Raw genomic sequence first — 17,183 nt, 5'->3', positions numbered from 1 at the left:
AACGGGTCCAGATTTGGGGGTGTTAATGTGAACTAACAGCTATCTGAATTTTTTCCAGCATCAACTTTGAATTGGGGTGACAGCAAAGTTTGTTTTCCCAGTTCGTACACTGGGTTAATTGAGATTCGGAACCGTGGGTTTGGGGCCTATTCATGGTGCAAGGCCAGCAATGGGGCCTTGAATTGAGTTCAATCGTTTTATAGTTCTGTGTTTGGTTGCGATAGGGCCATACAAAAGCGGAGTGCCTTGCGCTAAAAAACGCGGCGATCCATATGTCTGTAGCACCAGCCAAGTGCAAAGTTCCGGTGTCGTTGGTGACCAACATAAATGATTTATCCAGTAGAGCCAAAGTTTGCTTTAAGCTTAATTTCTGTCTTAAGTCGATAACATGAGTGGGAGCCTTGAATGTCATAACTCCCGAAGTATTGGAATTGGATTGTCCGATCAAAATTACTGGACGGTCCTGTGGCAAGCCCGCGATAAATTCAAACCAGGTATTTTCATTCAAGGTTCGGTTCGGCCAACTCAAGCCTGGATGAATGCAGATGGCTTTAGAAAGATCCACTGTTGTGGGAATCAATTTCAGTACAGCCTCTAGATCATCTTTTTTGTAACCAAGAGTGATTTGTTTTTTCTCAGGAGGCAAAATGCGACCAAGAGCATTTATAGAGCAATAGTCTGTGGTGTGAGAAAAAGCTGGATTCAGAGGCCTGGATTCTTTCTCGTGCTGCAACGGGTAGGTGAGGAATTCAAGAGAGGCGTTTACATCTGGACCGTTCCAGCGATCTAAAGTTTCCACCTCGTAAGGCAGATTTTCAAAAAGTTCCGGCCAGGTAGAGCGCACTACCAAGCGGGCTTCTGGATAAAGACAGCGGATCTCACGAAGTACCGGCTCTGCGTCGATATGATCACCCAAGCCGCCATTCATTGAGACTTTGATAACTTTATGGGGAGTGTAGCTTGGCGCTCGGGAATTCCAGGTGGCGAGGTCCTGATTTATAAATTCTAAAACTCCATTGGATTGGGGGTGGCCAGGAATCGTTTCTAAGTTCTTGTAGTTCACAATATAAGATTGCAGACGATCATCTTGAATCTTCGAATCCATAATATTTTGACGATTGAAGCTGATCCCAAGCTCTTCCACTGGAAGAGGAAACTTGGGAAGGAGTGCGGATAAAGCCCTATCGAAATCCAAGGTGCCTATGTCAGCGTCAATGTGATCGAAGATAAATCCATGGCAGCGATCAAAGATCATCACATCAGAGCTATAGTATTCAAACGGGGTAGAGACAAATGGTCTCAAGTTGATGAGCCCAATTTTTCCAGCAGGCACAACTTGCAGTAAGTTCGGCGTATCAGGGCGTATCAGACAGTTCACCGAAACAAAAATGAGTCGTTCATATTTCTTGAACAGATCCTGGAAATCTATATTTGCAGCAGCGACAATGTCGAAATTAAATTTCAATGCATACTGCTTGCGCAGGCCTTCCGTGACCCGATTGAATTCAATCTGGTTGTCAGTTTTGACGATTGAAATGAGTGCAGTTGAACTTGTATTCATCCGAAGATTGAATCATAAGGCCAGTTTTCTCGCAAACAATTAGTTATTTACAATCCTACGGAAAGGCTTAGGTAAGTTAATATAGAGCGCTGTCGAACTTCTAGGCGGCTTTTTCAAATTTATACATTTTCCATATGTAATCTAGTTCGCACCGACTTTGAGTTAAATAAGTAACCCTCGCGGTGAAGCTTTCATTTTAAGACTCGCAAAACTCCCGGACTTAAAAAATTGATCAGTCTAAGCGCGGAATTTTAGTTCATCAATTCGCACAAGGAGTTTCTATGTCGTCTAAACTAACTAAATCATTAATCGGTATCATCATAGTTTTCATGGGCACTCAAGGCTTTGCCAGAACTGATGAAAGCGGATCCGCAGTCGGCGGCATTATCGGTGGTGCCATCGGTGGTTGGCTTGGTCCCAACGGAGGCTCCGCGCAAGGACTGTGCTTTGGATATTCCAACAGCTTTCCAGTTTCATCAGCGATGGAGAAGTTGCCCATTGTGGGAACTGATTTTGAAAACTCTGAGCTTGGATCTTTGCTGAGCTCTTACGATGTCATGATGCTCGCAAATGTTGAAAACGCTGCGATTGCCGCGGACGATGACTATTTCGCGAAAACCATGACGGGGAATGTTTATAGATGGGGCTCTGGTTTCTATCCAAATAGTCAATGTTCTAACCAAAATAAGGTCTATGGAGAGTTCAAACTTGTGAAGATCGGAATTCACAAAACAAAGGGAACTATCTGTTTTGAACATCAAATTAAAATGGGAGTTGCAGGACATTCAAACATTGAAACCTTTCAAGGATTCACTTGTTCAACTCTCGTGACTCATGACGGTTACAGCGAAGTTCGCTACCTTCCTACTGATTCAAAAAATATTGTATTTCGTTAAACAAAAAAAGAAACTCGCCCTTGTCGACTGACGGGGCGAGATCAAAATACATTTAAAATAAAGCAGTAAGCGCAGCCTATTCAGGCTAAATTTTGCTTATGAAAACACTTTATATTCTTATGTCTTTGCTGGTGGCGATTCCTGCATTCCCATGTTCGCGGTTTGTGTCTATTGGAAAAAATCAGAAGCAAGATGTGATCGTCGGGCGAAGCATGGATTGGCTTGAAGACCCCGGCAGCAATATGTGGTTGTTTCCACGCGGGATTGCGCGCGACGGGCTGGCGGGCGACAACTCTTTGAAGTGGACCTCAAAATATGGAAGTGTTGTTTTAACTTCCTACGACGTTGGAACGGCTGACGGTCTGAATGAAAAAGGCCTTGTGGCCAACATTCTTTATCTAACTGAAAGTGATTTTGGGACCCGCAATCAAAAGATGCCGGGCTTGGCCGTGAGTCTTTGGGCTCAGTACTATTTAGACAACTTCCAAACCGTCGCCGAGGCCATTGCATCAATGGAGAAGACACCATTTCAAGTTCTTACGGGAGCTATTGAAACTGTCGGAGGACGAAAGGAAGGGACTGTCCACTTGGCGATTTCGGATAGAACCGGTGACACTGCCGTTATTGAATACATTAAGGGCGAAGTGAAAATCTATCACGACAAAGATTACAGAGTGATGACGAACTCTCCTCCTTTTGATCAGCAACTTGCTGGGTTGAAGCAGTATAAGGGTTTTGGTGGAAGTAAGGATTTACCAGGTACGACAGATGCGGCAGACCGCTTTGTGCGAGCTGCGTTTTACTCAGAGCATTTACCAGAACCACAAGACTATCGCGAAGCTGTCGCGGGTGTTCTGAGCGTGATTCGAAATGTTTCGCAGCCGTTCGGCACTTCCGATCCCGCCCGACCTAATATTTCGCCTACACGTTGGCGTGTGGTTGCGGATCTAACCAAGGGAATTTACTTTTACGAAAGCTCCGTGGCCCCCAACCTTGTGTGGGTGCAATTGCCAAAGCTGGATTTTCGTAAAAACGCTAGTGTGAAGAAAATCACCTTGGTTAAAAACTATGACCTCGTTGGTGACATCACCAACAAATTTAAAAAGACCAAGAGTTTTCAATTTCAAAAACCCGGTGTGACCGTCAATTTGAAGGCGGGCCTGTAGTTTACATATGTGTAGGGTACCACCTCTCAAACCCTAAAAAAGATTGCGACAAAAAATGAGAATTAAATCATATTCGTAAACTTGCTCGATAGTGAGGAATATTGAATGCATTAAAATATCGAGCAACACAATTTTCATGAATATCTAAGAGATTGGCTAAGTTTTAAACGATTTATTCCGATGCGTATGTCATGAAAAAGTTCCTGAATGTTCCTTTTTTTCATCTTCTCTTTTCTATTCTGCTGGCACAGCCGGCATTGGCTAACCTCGGATCGTTAACTTACCAGGGACGCATTCTCAAATCCGATGGAACACCACTGGAACACAATAACGTCAGCTTTCTATTTGAAATTGCCAATCCGAACGGGTCCTGCGTCATCTACAGAGAACAGGTCGATGGTATTAACATGGTCAATTCCAATGGGGTTTTTGATGTCTCCATCGGTGGTGGAACCAAGCTTTTTCCGGCGAATCCTCTATTTAATTTGGAACAATCCTTTGCAAACTCCAGTTCCATAAACTGCAGCGGAGGAGCGACCTATAGTCCCCTTGTGGATGATGGTCGAGTTTTGAAAGTCCAATTTCATGATGGTGTAGGTTGGAAACAAATTTCACCTGATGCAGTTATTCACTCCGTGCCTTATGCGATGGTGGCAAAGTCGGCTCAGACCCTGGGCGATAAAACCGCGAGCGATTTCATTCAAAAAAATCTCGTGCCAGATTGTAACAGTGCCGGAAAAATTTTGAGTTATGACGGAACAAGCTTCATTTGCGTGACCGACCAAGGCGGTTCTGGAGTTGTAAGCTCTATATCAGGCACAGCTCCCATCACAGTCACCGGCACCGGGAACGTGACTGTGGGAATCAGTGTTGGCACGACGGCGGGAACCGTCGCCGCAGGAAATGACTCACGCTTCACGGATCCCCGTGCTCCCACAGGCAGTGCGAGCGGCGATCTGACAGGTTCCTACCCCGGCCCCACAGTTGCGAAACTTCAGGGAGTCTCAGTCAGCGCAACCGCCCCTGCCTCCGGAGACTTCCTTAAATTTAACGGAACAAGTTGGGGTGGCAGCACGATTGCTGTCGCCGATGTTTCGGGTCTCGGCGCTCAGCTGGGAACGTATTTGACTCAGTCGGCCTTCAATGGCTATGTGGCTTCGGCTTCCTGCACTCAAAGTCAGACCATGTACTGGAATTCCGTCAGCGGAAACTTCCAGTGCCAAGCCATCAACGTCAGCGTTGCCGGTGACGTCAGCGGCTCCATCGGTGCCGTGAGCGTGGATAAAATCAAAGGCATCACAGTAGATTCAACAGCCCCCACATCAGGTCAGATCCTGCAATATAACGGGACAAAATGGGCCCCCGCAGATAGTTCCGGCGGAACAATCACAGCCCTAACTGGAGATGTGACCGCTTCGGGTTCTGGCTCCGTGGCTGCAACTATTTCTAATAATGCAGTAACGACAGCGAAAATTGCGGATGGTGCTGTGACAGCAGTGAAACTGGGAAGTGATGTTGGCATTTGGTCCATCAGCGGTTCAGACGTCTATCGTTCTTCAGGAAATGTGGGCGTCGGAACCAACTCCCCGGTCACGAAACTGGATATCGCCGGCGCCATTCGGGTTGGTACGGATGTCACAGCCTGCGCTGCAGGTATTGCCGGTGCGATTCGTTACAATGGTGGCAACGTCGAATATTGTAATGGCACGGCTTGGACGACCTTTGCTGCCAGTGGTGCGGGTCTCACATCTTTCAACGGCTTGACCGGAAACACTCAGACCTTTGCTACACCGGGAACCTCAGGAACAGCCCCTACCTGGTCCTCATCAGGCACAGCCCATACCTTGAATATCCCCATGGCTTCAACAAGCAGCGTGACTGCGGGTTTGATCTCTAAAGCGGATTACGATGCTTTCAATAATAAACTTGGAACCTCTTCAACATTCAGCGGCGATGTCAGTGGCACTTCCGCGACAATGAGCGTGGACAAAGTCAAAGGCATTGCTGTTTCAGGGACTGCTCCCACATCAGCGCAGTTCCTGGTCTATGATGGTTCAACTCAATATGTCCCCGTCTCTGTGAGTGGCGACGCGACGATGTCCAACGCAGGTACTGTGACTTTGAAAAATACAGGCACAGCAGGAACATATACTAAAGTCACCACCGATGCTCAGGGGCGTGTGACAAGCGGAACCACTTTATCTGCGACGGATATTCCAAATTTGGATTGGGCTAAGATCACTTCTGGCAAACCAACAACGTTAAGTGGCTATGGCATTACCGACGGAATTCAAAATCTGGGGGGTACTCCCAGCATTCAAGCCGGAACTTTGGCGGCTCGTCCTGCGTTTGGAACTGCGGGACAACTTTATATCGCTTCTGATAATAACACTCTTTATCGTGATACTGGATCAGCATGGGTGGCTATTGGCGATGGAGCGGTTGGTGGCGTGACTTCCGTCACGGCAAGTGCCCCGTTATCTTCTTCTGGCGGTACGACGCCGAATTTGACGATCTCTCAAGCTGACACCACGACAAACGGTTATTTAAGTTCCACCGACTGGAATACTTTCAACAACAAGCTTGGAACGGCTACAGCTTTTTCTGGCGACGTGAGCGGAGCATACAACGCAACAAGTGTTGATAAGATCAAAGGCAAAACCATTTCCCCTGCGGCCTATGCTGCGGGCCAGGTCCTTCGCTATGACGGTACAAACTGGGTGAATGCCCTTATTAATGCTTCAACAGATGTCACTGGAACTCTTGCCGTTATCAATGGTGGTACTGGCGCCACAACGGCGGCAGGTGCTCGCACAAATTTAGGTTTGGGAACTTCCGCGACAGTGGACACAGGTGCTACCGCCGGGAATATTCCTCTATTAGGAACCGGCGGATTGGTCGGAGATAAAATGTGCGTGGCAAATAGTTCCGCCACTGGAATTATTTGTAACTCGACGATCCCCACAAGTTCACAATGGACGTCGACGGGATCCGATATCTATTACAACACAGGCAAAGTTGGTATTGGAACGACAACTCCAGCTACGAAGTTGGATGTGGCAGGCTCAGTTCGTGTGAGTGATGATTCAACCACTTGTTCGAGTGCCATTGCTGGAGCGATTCGCTTTAGCTCAACGACTTCACTTCTAGAGACGTGCAACGGGTCTAGCTGGGTTTCCTTCATGGGTGCCGCAATTCCCGGAGGTTCCGTGGTGGTTATGGCCTCCTGTCCTACGGGATGGACTGACAACGGATCGACCGGCGCAGGTACTGGATATGCGACTTGCAACGGTACTAGCTGTCGCATGTGTCAAAGCCCTACGGACGCGAGTTTGATATCAGCAAGTTCTATTATGCTGATGGAAAACTGTCCGACAGGATGGAGCAATTTAGGCCAGGGCATTGGTACGGCTATGGCGGGATATGATGGTATCAATTTTTCATCTTGTCAAAGCCCTGCATCGGCCACCTCTCTACCGATGGGTGTGCGAACTATTATGGCCACTTGCCCGTCTTCATGGAATGATTTAGGACCCACAGGAACAGGAACCTCACTGGCAACATGTGGCGGTTCGGCGTGCCGAGTTTGTGAGACACCTGGAACCTCCTATCCTCTTCACTTCGTCGGTGCTTCCGGAGGGACAACCTCCATAGGGCTAGGTATGACGATAAGAGGTGGCGCGGGAGGAAGTATTTCGGGAGGTGCTGGCGGAGTGAGTATTGCGGGTGGGACACCCATTGATGGGGTTGGGGGATCTATTGGTATCACGGCCTCATCAGGTGCAACGACCACTGCGACAGCGCGCAATGGTGGGTCCGTCTCAATTACGTCAGGAGCGGGTGTTTCGAATGGCAATGGTGGCAATATTACCATCTCAGCAGGTGTTGGAAATGGGACCGGAACAAATGGAAATATTTTGATGAACACTTCTGGATCAGGTTATGTCGGCATTGGCCTGTCAGCTCCGGTGGCAGTTCTCGACGTCAATGGTGGAGTTCGGGTGGGTTCTGACTCTTCTACATGCGATAGCTCGAAAAAAGGAACGACTCGTTATAATTCCACGGACAATGTTATGGAGTATTGCAATGGAACCTTGTGGTCCGATTTCAATCCACCAGGCACTCACTGTGGTTACTACACTTCGCGGGGAAGTACGGCATGTCGTGGTGTTGTTCCTTCTTCGACGTGTCCATCTGGATATACAAGAACACAGATCCTTGGGGACGATCCACTATCGGCGGCGGCTCCTGAGTTCTATACTTGTATAAAGAACTAATTATTTGAAATACTCATGTGAAATTATCAAAATCCGCCTCAAAACTATGGATGAATATAGAGCTGCTACTATTGCAAGTGAGCAGCGAGAGGACGAGTAGTACCAAGACTCTCGAACCAGAAGTTGGAAGGCTCAAATCTAATTTATGAGTTGAAGAAACCGTTTTCAGTGATTTCGGACATAAAAAAAGCCGACTTATTTAGTCAGCTTTTTTCTTACTCGCGATCTTCTTTTTAAGGAGAAGATTTGGTGCCCCGCGAGGGACTTGAACCCCCACGCTTGCGCACTAGATCCTAAGTCTAGCGTGTCTGCCAATTTCACCAGCGGGGCACACGATTGCGGAAACAAAGATTTAGCTAATTGTTTTAGCTAAATCAACGAAAAACTACTTCTCAGCGATCAATTTTTTGTATTCTGGAGCTCTCATCAAGTTTGCGAGCTCTTTTTCTGTATCCATTTCGATACGAACCAACCAACCTTCGTTCACTGGGTCGTCATTCAAAATAGACGGATCGTCGCCTAGAGATGCGTTTACTTCGATTACAGTGCCTGAAACAGGTGCATAAAGGTCGCTCACGGCCTTAACAGACTCAATAACACCGAAAGTTTGGCCTTGAGTGATTTTTTGACCTTCTTCTGGAAGTTCAACGTAAACAACCTCGCCCAAAGAGTCTTGTGCGAATTCTGTAATGCCAACTGTTACGATGTTCTCGTCAACTTGAGCCCATTCGTGTTCTTTTGTGTAGTAGTAGTCTTCAGGAATATGAAATGCCATGTTCGGCTCCTTATTTCGTTACAAATGGGGTTTTAACAACCACAGCTTTCACTTTACGACCGCGGATATCGAGAAGGAACTCAGTTCCCTCTTTTGCGAAGGCCACGTCGATATAAGCGATACCGATAGGTTCATCCAAAGTCGGAGAGTGTGTACCACTAGTTACCTTGCCGATTTCTTTGTTGTCAAAAGAAAATAGGCTGTATCCTTGGCGTGGGATGCCCTTCTCAAGCATCTTAAATCCCACAAGATTTTGCGACAAACCAGCTTCTTTTGTGCCTACGATTTGGGCTTTGTTCAGGAAGTCTTTTTTGGCAGGTTTAATGACCCAACCAAGACCCGCAGCGTATGGATTCGTTGTGTCATCAATCTCATGGCCGTACAAAGAGTATTTCATTTCTGTGCGTAACGTATCGCGTGCGCCCAGGCCGATGGATTTTACTCCCAAGTCTTGGCCTTTTTCGAGCAATGTATTCCACAAGGCCACGGCGCCAGCAGCGTCAACGAACACTTCACAGCCTTTTTCACCGGTGTAACCAGTCGTAGCCACCATGATTTTGTGATTTTGGAATTCACCAGATTTAACTGTGAATGACTTCATCTCGCTGACTTTGAAAGAGAAAACGCGATCACAAAGTTCCAAGGCTTTTGGACCTTGAATCGCGATCTGTGCCCAGCGATCACTTTCGTCAGTGATATCTGCGCCTTTATTGTGTTTTGTCATCCAGGCAAAGTCTTTGTCTTTGTTGGAGGCATTCACACACACCAGATAGTCTGAGTTTTTAGAAAGGCAATAAACGATAATATCGTCGACAAGTCCGCCTTGCTCATTCGGAAGCAAAGAGTACTGAGCTTCGCCGTCATTCAATTTAGAAACATCATTTGTCGTCAACCACTCTAGAGTCTCTAGAGCTTTTGGGCCTTTAACGCGAACTTCGCCCATATGAGAAACATCGAATAAACCCACATTGTTACGAACAGCATCGTGTTCTTCACGAAGACCTGTGTACTGAACTGGCATATACCAGCCAGCGAAATCAACCATGCGAGCGCCAAGGGAAACATGTGTATCTGCTAAAGGAGTCTTTTTCATAGTGCAGGCATAATCGCGCCGACCCTCTTAGTCAGTCAATAGGCGAGTTGAAAAAGGGCCACCTGACTGCGTTGTCGGGCCTTCCGCTTCTCTCCGACGTGGCGCTGCCACGCCTGCGTTTCGCGGAAAACCCTCCGCCTTGCATGTGACCCTTTTTGAACTCGCCCGTTTCTGCGGGAGGGGGAGCTTGGCTGCGCCATCGCTACGGGGAAGATTGTTGATTGAGGAATTGGATACTGTTATTTAGCGCATCTATGCCGAAACTTTCTGATCGTATGCAGCTAATTTTTGATTTTTTGATTCCGGGCGAGCCGGTTTGGGATTTTTGTTGTGATCATGGGTATATGGGGTTGAAGGCTTATCATAGTGGGGCTTTTCCTGAGATTCATTTTGTCGATCAGGTTCCACATATTATTGCGCGGTTGGAGCAGACTTTTCTTGTTAAGCATCAGCGTTCGGAGTATTCGCAGAAGGCTTTTTTCTGGGCTGAGAGTGGAGAAAATATCTCTGCGCCACTAAAGGGTACGGCCATTATTGCTGGTGTTGGTGCCCACACGACCTTACAGATTTTACGAGGATTATTCGAGAGAGAAGGGGCGCAAGCTTCGCGATTTATCTTGGTTCCGCAAAAAGATGAAGAGCTTTTGGAGCGTGAATTGATCGCTTGGGAAGGCTTTCAAGCCTCCTACAAATGTGCGGCCGTAACACATGTTCGAGAAGGAAGTCGAATACGTAAACTATTGATTTTCGATAAAATTCTGTAATGTTTGCGTCCCTTTTGACGCATCCCGTATGGCTGTATTAAATGTCTGTAAGGGTGTTAACAAGGTATTGATTATTCGGAGTGCGACACATAATCCTTGTCGACATGCAGGACTCAAAAATAAATTCAGACTTTAGACAGTTTCTTGAAGATGAACTCGCTCGTCGTAGCCAGAACTACCCACGTTATTCGTTGCGTGCGTTCGCTCGACACCTCGAAGTGGACTCGTCATTTTTGTCCAAAATCCTAAATGGCAAAAGAACGGTGACTTTGAGAACTATTCGCATGTTCGGTGAGCGTCTGAACTTGCAAAACGAAGAGCTCCAAGGTTTCGCTGAAGTGAGCCGCGAAAAGAAGATGAAGCGCAAGCTAGAGCGTCTTCTTGAGAAAATGCCAAGCGAAGAGCGTGAGCAATCAACAATCTCTATTACTGTTGATGAAGCACGTTTGACGGAAGCAAAAGAGAAAATCAAAAACTTCCGCCGTGAGCTTGCTCAATTTCTAGATGCTGGTGGCAATAACCAAGGTAAGACTTATCAGATCTCTGTATCAATGTTCCCGGTTTCGGGTTTCAGCCTCAGAGACTAATCATATCAACAAACTAAATTCGACGAATAAAAAGGCTGCCCAAGGCGGCCTTTTTATTTTTGGCCATCTTGCTTCTTCAGCTGACCTCGGCCAATCAGAGTGTTTTCAAGTTTGGCGTTGTAGAGTTTCATCAGCTCTTGTCCGACAAAATCACCTTCAATAATTCCCATAGCTTGTGCAATGGCTTCCAAAGTTGCCATACCTTCCGGAGTAGTCTCTGTTCGCATATGTAAAACTGCCGTGTTTGGAGTTTTAATCATCACTCGCGGCACATCTTTTAGTTCATGGTGACGATAATGGACTTTACTCGCTTGGCGCCAACTTCCATCCGGTACGATGAGTTGAATGGGCCTTGGATCTTCCCCGATAAAATCTTTGGTCAAGGCCACCGCGTCCTCAGAAGGGTAAAATAAAAGGGTGCGATATTCGGGTACAAGGAGGTCGCTCAAGTCCAAGGCCTCTTGAGTGTTGCCGGAGTTGACCCCACGAATGCGCATCTCGCTGTTCACCAGGCTTTTGATGGCCAAGCGGCCGGTGTTGGTCGTGCGTTTCAATTCTTTGGCGTGCACGACTAAGCAAAGACGTGTTTTTAGATTGAGTGTGGGAATGGACTCACAAATGCAACGTTCCCGGTGCAAATAGCAGTTCGGGCAGGGGTCTTTGGTTTTTCGTTTTCGCTCGGGAATCATAGGCCCACCTTGCAGGACTCTGGCTTGAAAAGCAATAAAAGTGGGAGCACTGTTCCCTTAGTTTCCGGAAGACTGAAAAAAGGCGATTTTTAGAGGGAAAGTGAGAATTTTTTTCTGAAAATTGGGCAACAAGAAATCTTATCTATCCCACTGTAAAGTCGTGCTCTATAACCCTCCGACTATACAAAATGGGGTTGGGGAATGAAATACAAAGTTATTTTGTCTTTAATGGTGGCTGGATTGGTTGCTCAGGCACAAGAGCAAAAAGCGATGACTCTTGAAGAGGCCGCGAAAATCTATAAACCGACGTATAAAACTAACTTTAAGACCGACATGATGGCATTCATGAAAAACTCGCCGATTTATAATGGCTTGGGCTTCATCTATGTCAATCCCAACGGTGTTTCTCCGGATATCACACAGACGGTTGTCTTTGACACTCACCTGGTTAAAGTTCCGGTGACAACGACGACTATTGTGGATGTTCCTTATACTTACCAAGTTCCAGTGACTACCACGACAATCGTTGATGTCCCTTACACGTACCAAGTTCCAGTCACGACGACGACGACAACTTCTGTTCCTTATACTTATACGGTACCGGTGACAACAACATGGACGACGACTTCAGTTATCAAGACGGAAGTGGTGACTCCTTATTCGATAGTTTCGAATAGCGCCACGCTCGCCTCGTACGGGATGAGTGTTAACATTCAAAACTCTCAGTCAGCGAGTGACTTTGCCAATAGCGTTTTGGCAAACATCAATTCTAATTATATAAAAAATCAAAGTGTGACTTTTGGGGCAGAGGCCGAGAGCAACTATTGGGTCAATAATGGTGTTCCTGTATCCAAGCAAGATGTCTACAACGCACTTCAAAGCGGAGACATGAGCCAATGGGGCATTATGGGTGGCACTGCTATCGATAATGGTGTGGGCAGTTCAACTTTTGGGACCTCTTCAGCTATCACAAGTGTTTCGACACCAGCTCCTTACACGGATTCAAATGGTGTGACTTACAGAGCTCGCGTGATCACGACGACGACTTACTCTGCGGTGGAGGATCGCTACAGACAGCGCGCTTATCAATGGATTGATACTAATGAGAATGGCGTGGTTGATGACGCCGATACCATCAAGTTAGCCGATGTTCATCAGTATGGAACCAAAACTGAAGTGACGACTGTTGATAGTGGTGAAACCGTAGTTACGGGTGAAAAGACTGTGATCGAACAGCATTCAGAAACCCATGATGAGGTTCGTGAAGGCACTCGCGAAGAAACGGTTACCGAGACACACAATGAAGACCGTACAGGGACTCGCCAGGAAGAGCGCACTGAAACGCATAATGAAGACCGTGAAAGTACCCGCAAAGAGGAACACACGGAAACTCATGACGAAGAACGTTCAGAGACTACTTCGCGTGTAGTTGAAAACAAAAAGAACGTTTGGAAGTTCAGCTTCTCTCCGATTCTTTCATTGGATATTCAGACGCCAACGAAAATCACCAGTTTGGATTCGCAATTTAAAATGCCAATGGCTTCCTCTGGTGCCGGTGTAAAAAAAATCGAAGTCAGTTCTACAAACAAGGGCTTCTTGGTTGAGAAAAAAATGGCGATCACCGGGGCTGTCGGTGGTGCTGTGGTTGCTCAGTATTCCGCTTGGAAGCCAGGTACTGCTTTGACACTGGGTATGGCGCCCATCGTGGGAACTGAGAAGATCTACCGAACTATCGTTAAGACGGGTGTAGAAGCAGAAAATACTTCTATCCCTGCGACTCCCTCCGCTTTGAATGATCTCAAAAAGCTGAAAGTGGGCGACTCTTTGAGCTTTGGGCAAATGGGGGGCGTGATGTTCTCGGCAGGGGCGGCGTATATCGTAGCCAATGTCGGTGTGAATTATATCGCTGTGGGGCAATGGAAGACAGAGATCCAAAAGGTCACTGACTCTGTTTACTACGTCAACCGGACTGCTGTTAAAATGAATAACTTTGGAGCGGCGATTGGTTCTACATTGACCTTGGCTTATACCGCCAGCCAATTTAAGTCTGCGGATTCCCAATTCTCTTGGCTATTCAATGCGGCGGATCCTCAAGGTGCTAAAGCTTTGGAAAACTTCGTGTTCAAAGGGATTGCTCTTGATGCACAAAAGTTGTCGAACTCTCAAGGTGAAACGACCGTTCTCAAAGTGACCAAACAGGATAACGTGGCACGCGGTGCTTTGCGCACACTCAGCATGGGTATTCCGTATATGACGGCAAGCTGGGGTAAAGGTCGCATCAATCAGACTCAAATCACTCAGTATTTCCCTGACAATACTTTGGGGGATGCGAATTATTCAGTTTACATGAAGGCTCGTGACTCTCGCATGTTCAACTGGGTTGAAAACTCAACAGTGGCCTTCACAGCGGCTCGATATAATGTTCGTGATGCTTCGACTTATTCACTGCAAGACACAGGTTACTTTGGGCAGTTTGCATTCTCTTATACAGATACCCACACTAAAGATTCTGAACTTCAAGGTGTTGTGAATCAGTTGGTGGCGCTAACGGGCATGCGCAACGAGCTTTATGTTGAAATTCCTAAAGCGGGAAATCTTGGCTACTCTACAGTGACGTTCATGTTGACCTTCGATAAATCGGCAACTGATTTCTTGATGGCTTTGGCGCAAGACCGTGTTGCTTCAGCTAAACTGGAAAGAGATGCTCAGGCGTTCTTGACGGGTTATGTTCGCATGAACAAATTTGATAGACGAAATGATAGCTACAATGATCCTATCAAAATGTGTGGAACTGTTTATGACTACCACGCTGATGCCTGCGTGCGCCAAGCTCAACAGGCGACTTTGGATGCAACGGGCGAAGTCATCGTCAATCTGCGTGACATGAAAATCGCATTGGAACGCAATGACAGAATGGCCTTTACAACGGCCTATGCGGACCTGGGCAAGTCTTTGACTTCGAGTGCCTTCACTTTCCAGGCGGTTCTTTCTGCGGCGGTGGCCGGAACAGCGGGTAAAGGTGTGAGCTCTTCTTACAACCTAAGTGGAACACGTATTAAGAACTACACTTTGACTCCAAGCTGGGATGCGAGCCTGGTAAATCAGGTGTTCCCTCTGGCAAAATAAATTTAAGGTAATAAAGATTGAAAATTCGCAAGCCGAGATCTGAGGATCTCGGCTTTTTTCGTTTTGGAGCATTAGATTTCAGAGGCGTCACTTGTTGCGGGGAGTCCTCGTGAATAAGGTGCTTTCACGAGGAGGTGCTATGAAAGCACTATTTGTGGCTGGATTGACTTTGGTGTCTTTGAGCGCGCGAGCGGAAGATTCGATTCTTAAGTACTGTCACTCCGCCGATGACCGGGCTGAAGTTCTTATGGAGCAAAATGGCGTCGACATTTCGATGAAGGTTCAGGATATTCCGCGAAAATACACCCCTCAGCAGGAAGTGGCTGGATATAATATTCTGGCTCAGGAGGGTGTGACCTTTATCATTAAAGGCCAGCGTTTGGCTGATTTTATAAATGATAAATCGATTGTTTATAAAATGGTGGTATCGGGACTTTTTCAGCTGAGCCAATTTGATGGTGAGTACGATATGATTCACGCCTATGCCGGTGAGTATATCGCAGGGCTGAAGTGCAACTGAGCTTCGAAATTTAGATCTTCTAAATAGAAAAGCCGAGGTCGGTAAAACCTCGGCTTTATTTTTTCAAGTGATTGAACTTTAAATGCTATTCGCGGTCGTACTCGCAAAGGGCTTTTGCTCTTTTGCCAATACCTGCAACAGGGCCTTCAAAGGTCGCGCGAACTGCGCGAAGTTTTTTCCCATCTTTAGAAAGTTGAAGAGTGTTAGTCTCTTTTTCGCGTGTTGCCGGGATTCCCAGGAACTTGTTCACGGCTTTGAATTCAAAAGTCAGAAGTCCTTTTGCATCTAAAGTCACAGACTCGGTGCCTTTATAAGAGCTCATAGCTTCTCCGTGCGAACCACTCACTGCTCGCGCTTCGCCATTTACTTCGGCTTTAAAGAGCGGAGAATAAGAGATATCTGCACGATAGAAGGCTAATTGATTTTCCTCTTTGGCGATGATGATTCCGTTATAACAGAAGGTGTCGCCATCGACTTGGCTTTTGGTAAGACGATATGAGCCTTCAAAATTTGAAGCTGAGGCTGCAAACGAAGAGCTTGCTGCAAGCAATACCAGGGACGCTACAAGAACTTTCATACGAACTCCTTTTTTGTTCAATGGGGAGTTCGATGCACTTGCTGTTCCAAGTTCATTTTGTATATGGAGCAGTTGGTACCAAAGGGCTGTCAAAAAGTTAAACAAAGAGCCATTCTGTGAAATGAATCAGAGGATTTTGATTTCGCTTTTTACGCGAAGCTCATTAGAGACTTTTTGTAAGTCTTCCGGCATTTCAATCAAGACTCCGCGGGGGATTTCTTGCTGAATCCCGGCCTTATGCATCCATGCCAGAAATTCTCGTTCAGGACTTTGGCAGATCATTTGGCGGTCCTTGCCTTTTTCTTTCAAAGTGTCACCCACGACACGAGCGGCTTTGATAGCAGCGGGTTTCGTTTTTCGCATCAACAAATAGCTCATAGTCAGTGTGCGATTTTTCATTGGCAATTGCTCTTCCATTTTTTGGAACCATGGAGGGGCATCGAAATGAATACGATCGTGACACCAGTCGTTTTTTGATTGAGTCAACAAAGGGCAAGCGCCTTCGTGGGTGCAAGGGGCCCAGACGTGATAGCCTTTTTCCAAAAGCTTCTGTCTAAGCTGCAAAAGCTTGCGGCCGTCTTGCTGTGTGGAAGGCTCAGCGATCATCAGAGCCTCGCATTGATAAGCCCAATCCGGAAGATCCGCCAGTTCAGTCAGTGAGTATGAGAACAGCGCCAAAGTCTTTCTTGGATTCTTCAAGCGAGCTGCACTGAAGGTGCGAATCCACTCTCTTGCGGTGAAATCCTTGAAATAAGTCTCGATGAGTTTTTGCGGCTCGGAGGCAGTTTCGATCAGAGTATATTGAAGCTTTTGTGACTCGGCCAAGCACAGCGAAGCTGTCGCAAGACCTGCGCCGAAATCGATGACTTCTTCAAGGCCGTCGAAGAATCCTCTTTTTTCACCTTCAATGGTAATCGCGCGAAGGCGGGCAGCATTGAGGGGCAGGTAATAGCACAAATAAGCGATTTGCGCTGAACTCTCGTGCCAAGGAGTCATACCCTCGGGATTTTGGATGAAATAGTCTGAAAGAGTCAGAACATGTTTCGCCAATGTCTTCGAATCCTGAAGTGTGAGTTTATAGCTCGCTAGAGCCGCAGAAATAGAGTCTTCAAAATTCTTGGGAATGGAAAAATGTCTGTTCATGGTTTCAAT

13 protein-coding genes and 1 tRNA gene are annotated in these 17,183 nt (G+C 46.7%); 7 read left to right on the top strand and 7 right to left on the bottom strand.

Features of this window, described 5'->3' with window-relative positions; genetic code table 11:
* Nucleotides 1-22: 22 nt before the first annotated feature.
* Nucleotides 23-1,561, bottom strand: coding sequence for a glycosyltransferase family 9 protein (locus NWE73_RS10870; RefSeq protein ID WP_277578348.1), 1,539 nt, complete (start codon nt 1,559-1,561; stop codon nt 23-25).
* A 281-nt stretch (nt 1,562-1,842) separates the two neighbouring features.
* Here NWE73_RS10870 and NWE73_RS10865 point away from each other — a divergent pair, with 281 nt between their 5' ends.
* From NWE73_RS10865 to NWE73_RS10855, 3 genes are all read left to right on the top strand, one after another.
* Nucleotides 1,843-2,457 (top strand): hypothetical protein, encoded by a 615-nt coding sequence (locus tag NWE73_RS10865; protein ID WP_277578347.1) that lies wholly within the window; start codon nt 1,843-1,845, stop codon nt 2,455-2,457.
* Nucleotides 2,458-2,555: 98 nt separating this feature from the next.
* On the top strand, nt 2,556-3,623 hold the full coding sequence (locus NWE73_RS10860; protein WP_277578346.1) for a linear amide C-N hydrolase: 1,068 nt from the start codon (nt 2,556-2,558) through the stop codon (nt 3,621-3,623).
* Nucleotides 3,624-3,814: 191 nt separating this feature from the next.
* On the top strand, nt 3,815-7,900 hold the full coding sequence (locus NWE73_RS10855; protein ID WP_277578345.1) for a beta strand repeat-containing protein: 4,086 nt from the start codon (nt 3,815-3,817) through the stop codon (nt 7,898-7,900).
* Nucleotides 7,901-8,147: 247 nt separating this feature from the next.
* On the opposite strand, the gene NWE73_RS10850 is transcribed toward NWE73_RS10855, so the two are convergent.
* The 3 genes from NWE73_RS10850 to gcvT form a co-directional block, all read right to left on the bottom strand.
* A tRNA-Leu gene (locus tag NWE73_RS10850) sits at nt 8,148-8,230 on the bottom strand.
* Between the two features lie 55 nt (nt 8,231-8,285).
* Nucleotides 8,286-8,675, bottom strand: a complete 390-nt coding sequence (gene gcvH / locus NWE73_RS10845) for a glycine cleavage system protein GcvH (RefSeq protein WP_277578344.1) — start codon at nt 8,673-8,675, stop codon at nt 8,286-8,288.
* Between the two features lie 10 nt (nt 8,676-8,685).
* Entirely contained in the window at nt 8,686-9,768 is a 1,083-nt protein-coding gene (gcvT, locus tag NWE73_RS10840) for a glycine cleavage system aminomethyltransferase GcvT (RefSeq protein WP_277578343.1), read from the bottom strand.
* Nucleotides 9,769-10,022: 254 nt separating this feature from the next.
* Between gcvT and NWE73_RS10835 the strand changes: the two genes are divergently transcribed.
* Together NWE73_RS10835 and NWE73_RS10830 are read left to right on the top strand one after the other, a co-directional pair.
* Nucleotides 10,023-10,532, top strand: a complete 510-nt coding sequence (locus NWE73_RS10835) for an SAM-dependent methyltransferase (protein ID WP_277578342.1) — start codon at nt 10,023-10,025, stop codon at nt 10,530-10,532.
* Between the two features lie 80 nt (nt 10,533-10,612).
* Nucleotides 10,613-11,119 carry a DUF4423 domain-containing protein gene (locus NWE73_RS10830; protein WP_277578341.1) on the top strand — a complete coding sequence of 169 codons (507 nt, stop codon included), beginning with the start codon at nt 10,613-10,615 and terminating at the stop codon, nt 11,117-11,119.
* 53 nt (nt 11,120-11,172) lie between these two features.
* Here the strand turns inward: NWE73_RS10830 and NWE73_RS10825 are convergent, their stop codons facing one another.
* The gene (locus NWE73_RS10825) at nt 11,173-11,808 is read right to left on the bottom strand and encodes a tRNA-uridine aminocarboxypropyltransferase (protein WP_277578340.1); all 636 of its coding nucleotides are present in this window, start codon (nt 11,806-11,808) and stop codon (nt 11,173-11,175) included.
* A 201-nt stretch (nt 11,809-12,009) separates the two neighbouring features.
* Here NWE73_RS10825 and NWE73_RS10820 point away from each other — a divergent pair, with 201 nt between their 5' ends.
* Nucleotides 12,010-14,934, top strand: a complete 2,925-nt coding sequence (locus tag NWE73_RS10820; protein WP_277578339.1) for a hypothetical protein — start codon at nt 12,010-12,012, stop codon at nt 14,932-14,934.
* A 139-nt stretch (nt 14,935-15,073) separates the two neighbouring features.
* Nucleotides 15,074-15,454, top strand: coding sequence for a hypothetical protein (locus NWE73_RS10815; RefSeq protein ID WP_277578338.1), 381 nt, complete (start codon nt 15,074-15,076; stop codon nt 15,452-15,454).
* A gap of 85 nt (nt 15,455-15,539) precedes the next feature.
* Here the strand turns inward: NWE73_RS10815 and NWE73_RS10810 are convergent, their stop codons facing one another.
* Both NWE73_RS10810 and NWE73_RS10805 read right to left on the bottom strand, forming a co-directional pair.
* Nucleotides 15,540-16,031 (bottom strand): hypothetical protein, encoded by a 492-nt coding sequence (locus NWE73_RS10810; protein WP_277578337.1) that lies wholly within the window; start codon nt 16,029-16,031, stop codon nt 15,540-15,542.
* A gap of 126 nt (nt 16,032-16,157) precedes the next feature.
* Entirely contained in the window at nt 16,158-17,174 is a 1,017-nt protein-coding gene (locus NWE73_RS10805) for a small ribosomal subunit Rsm22 family protein (RefSeq protein ID WP_277578336.1), read from the bottom strand.
* Nucleotides 17,175-17,183 lie beyond the last annotated feature (9 nt).

Origin of the sequence: Bdellovibrio svalbardensis, from assembly GCF_029531655.1 — a bacterium.
GTDB classification, from domain to species: Bacteria; Bdellovibrionota; Bdellovibrionia; order Bdellovibrionales; family Bdellovibrionaceae; genus Bdellovibrio; species Bdellovibrio svalbardensis.
The sequence above is the reverse complement of the archived record's forward strand: the minus strand, read 5'-3'. Positions and strand labels throughout refer to the sequence as shown.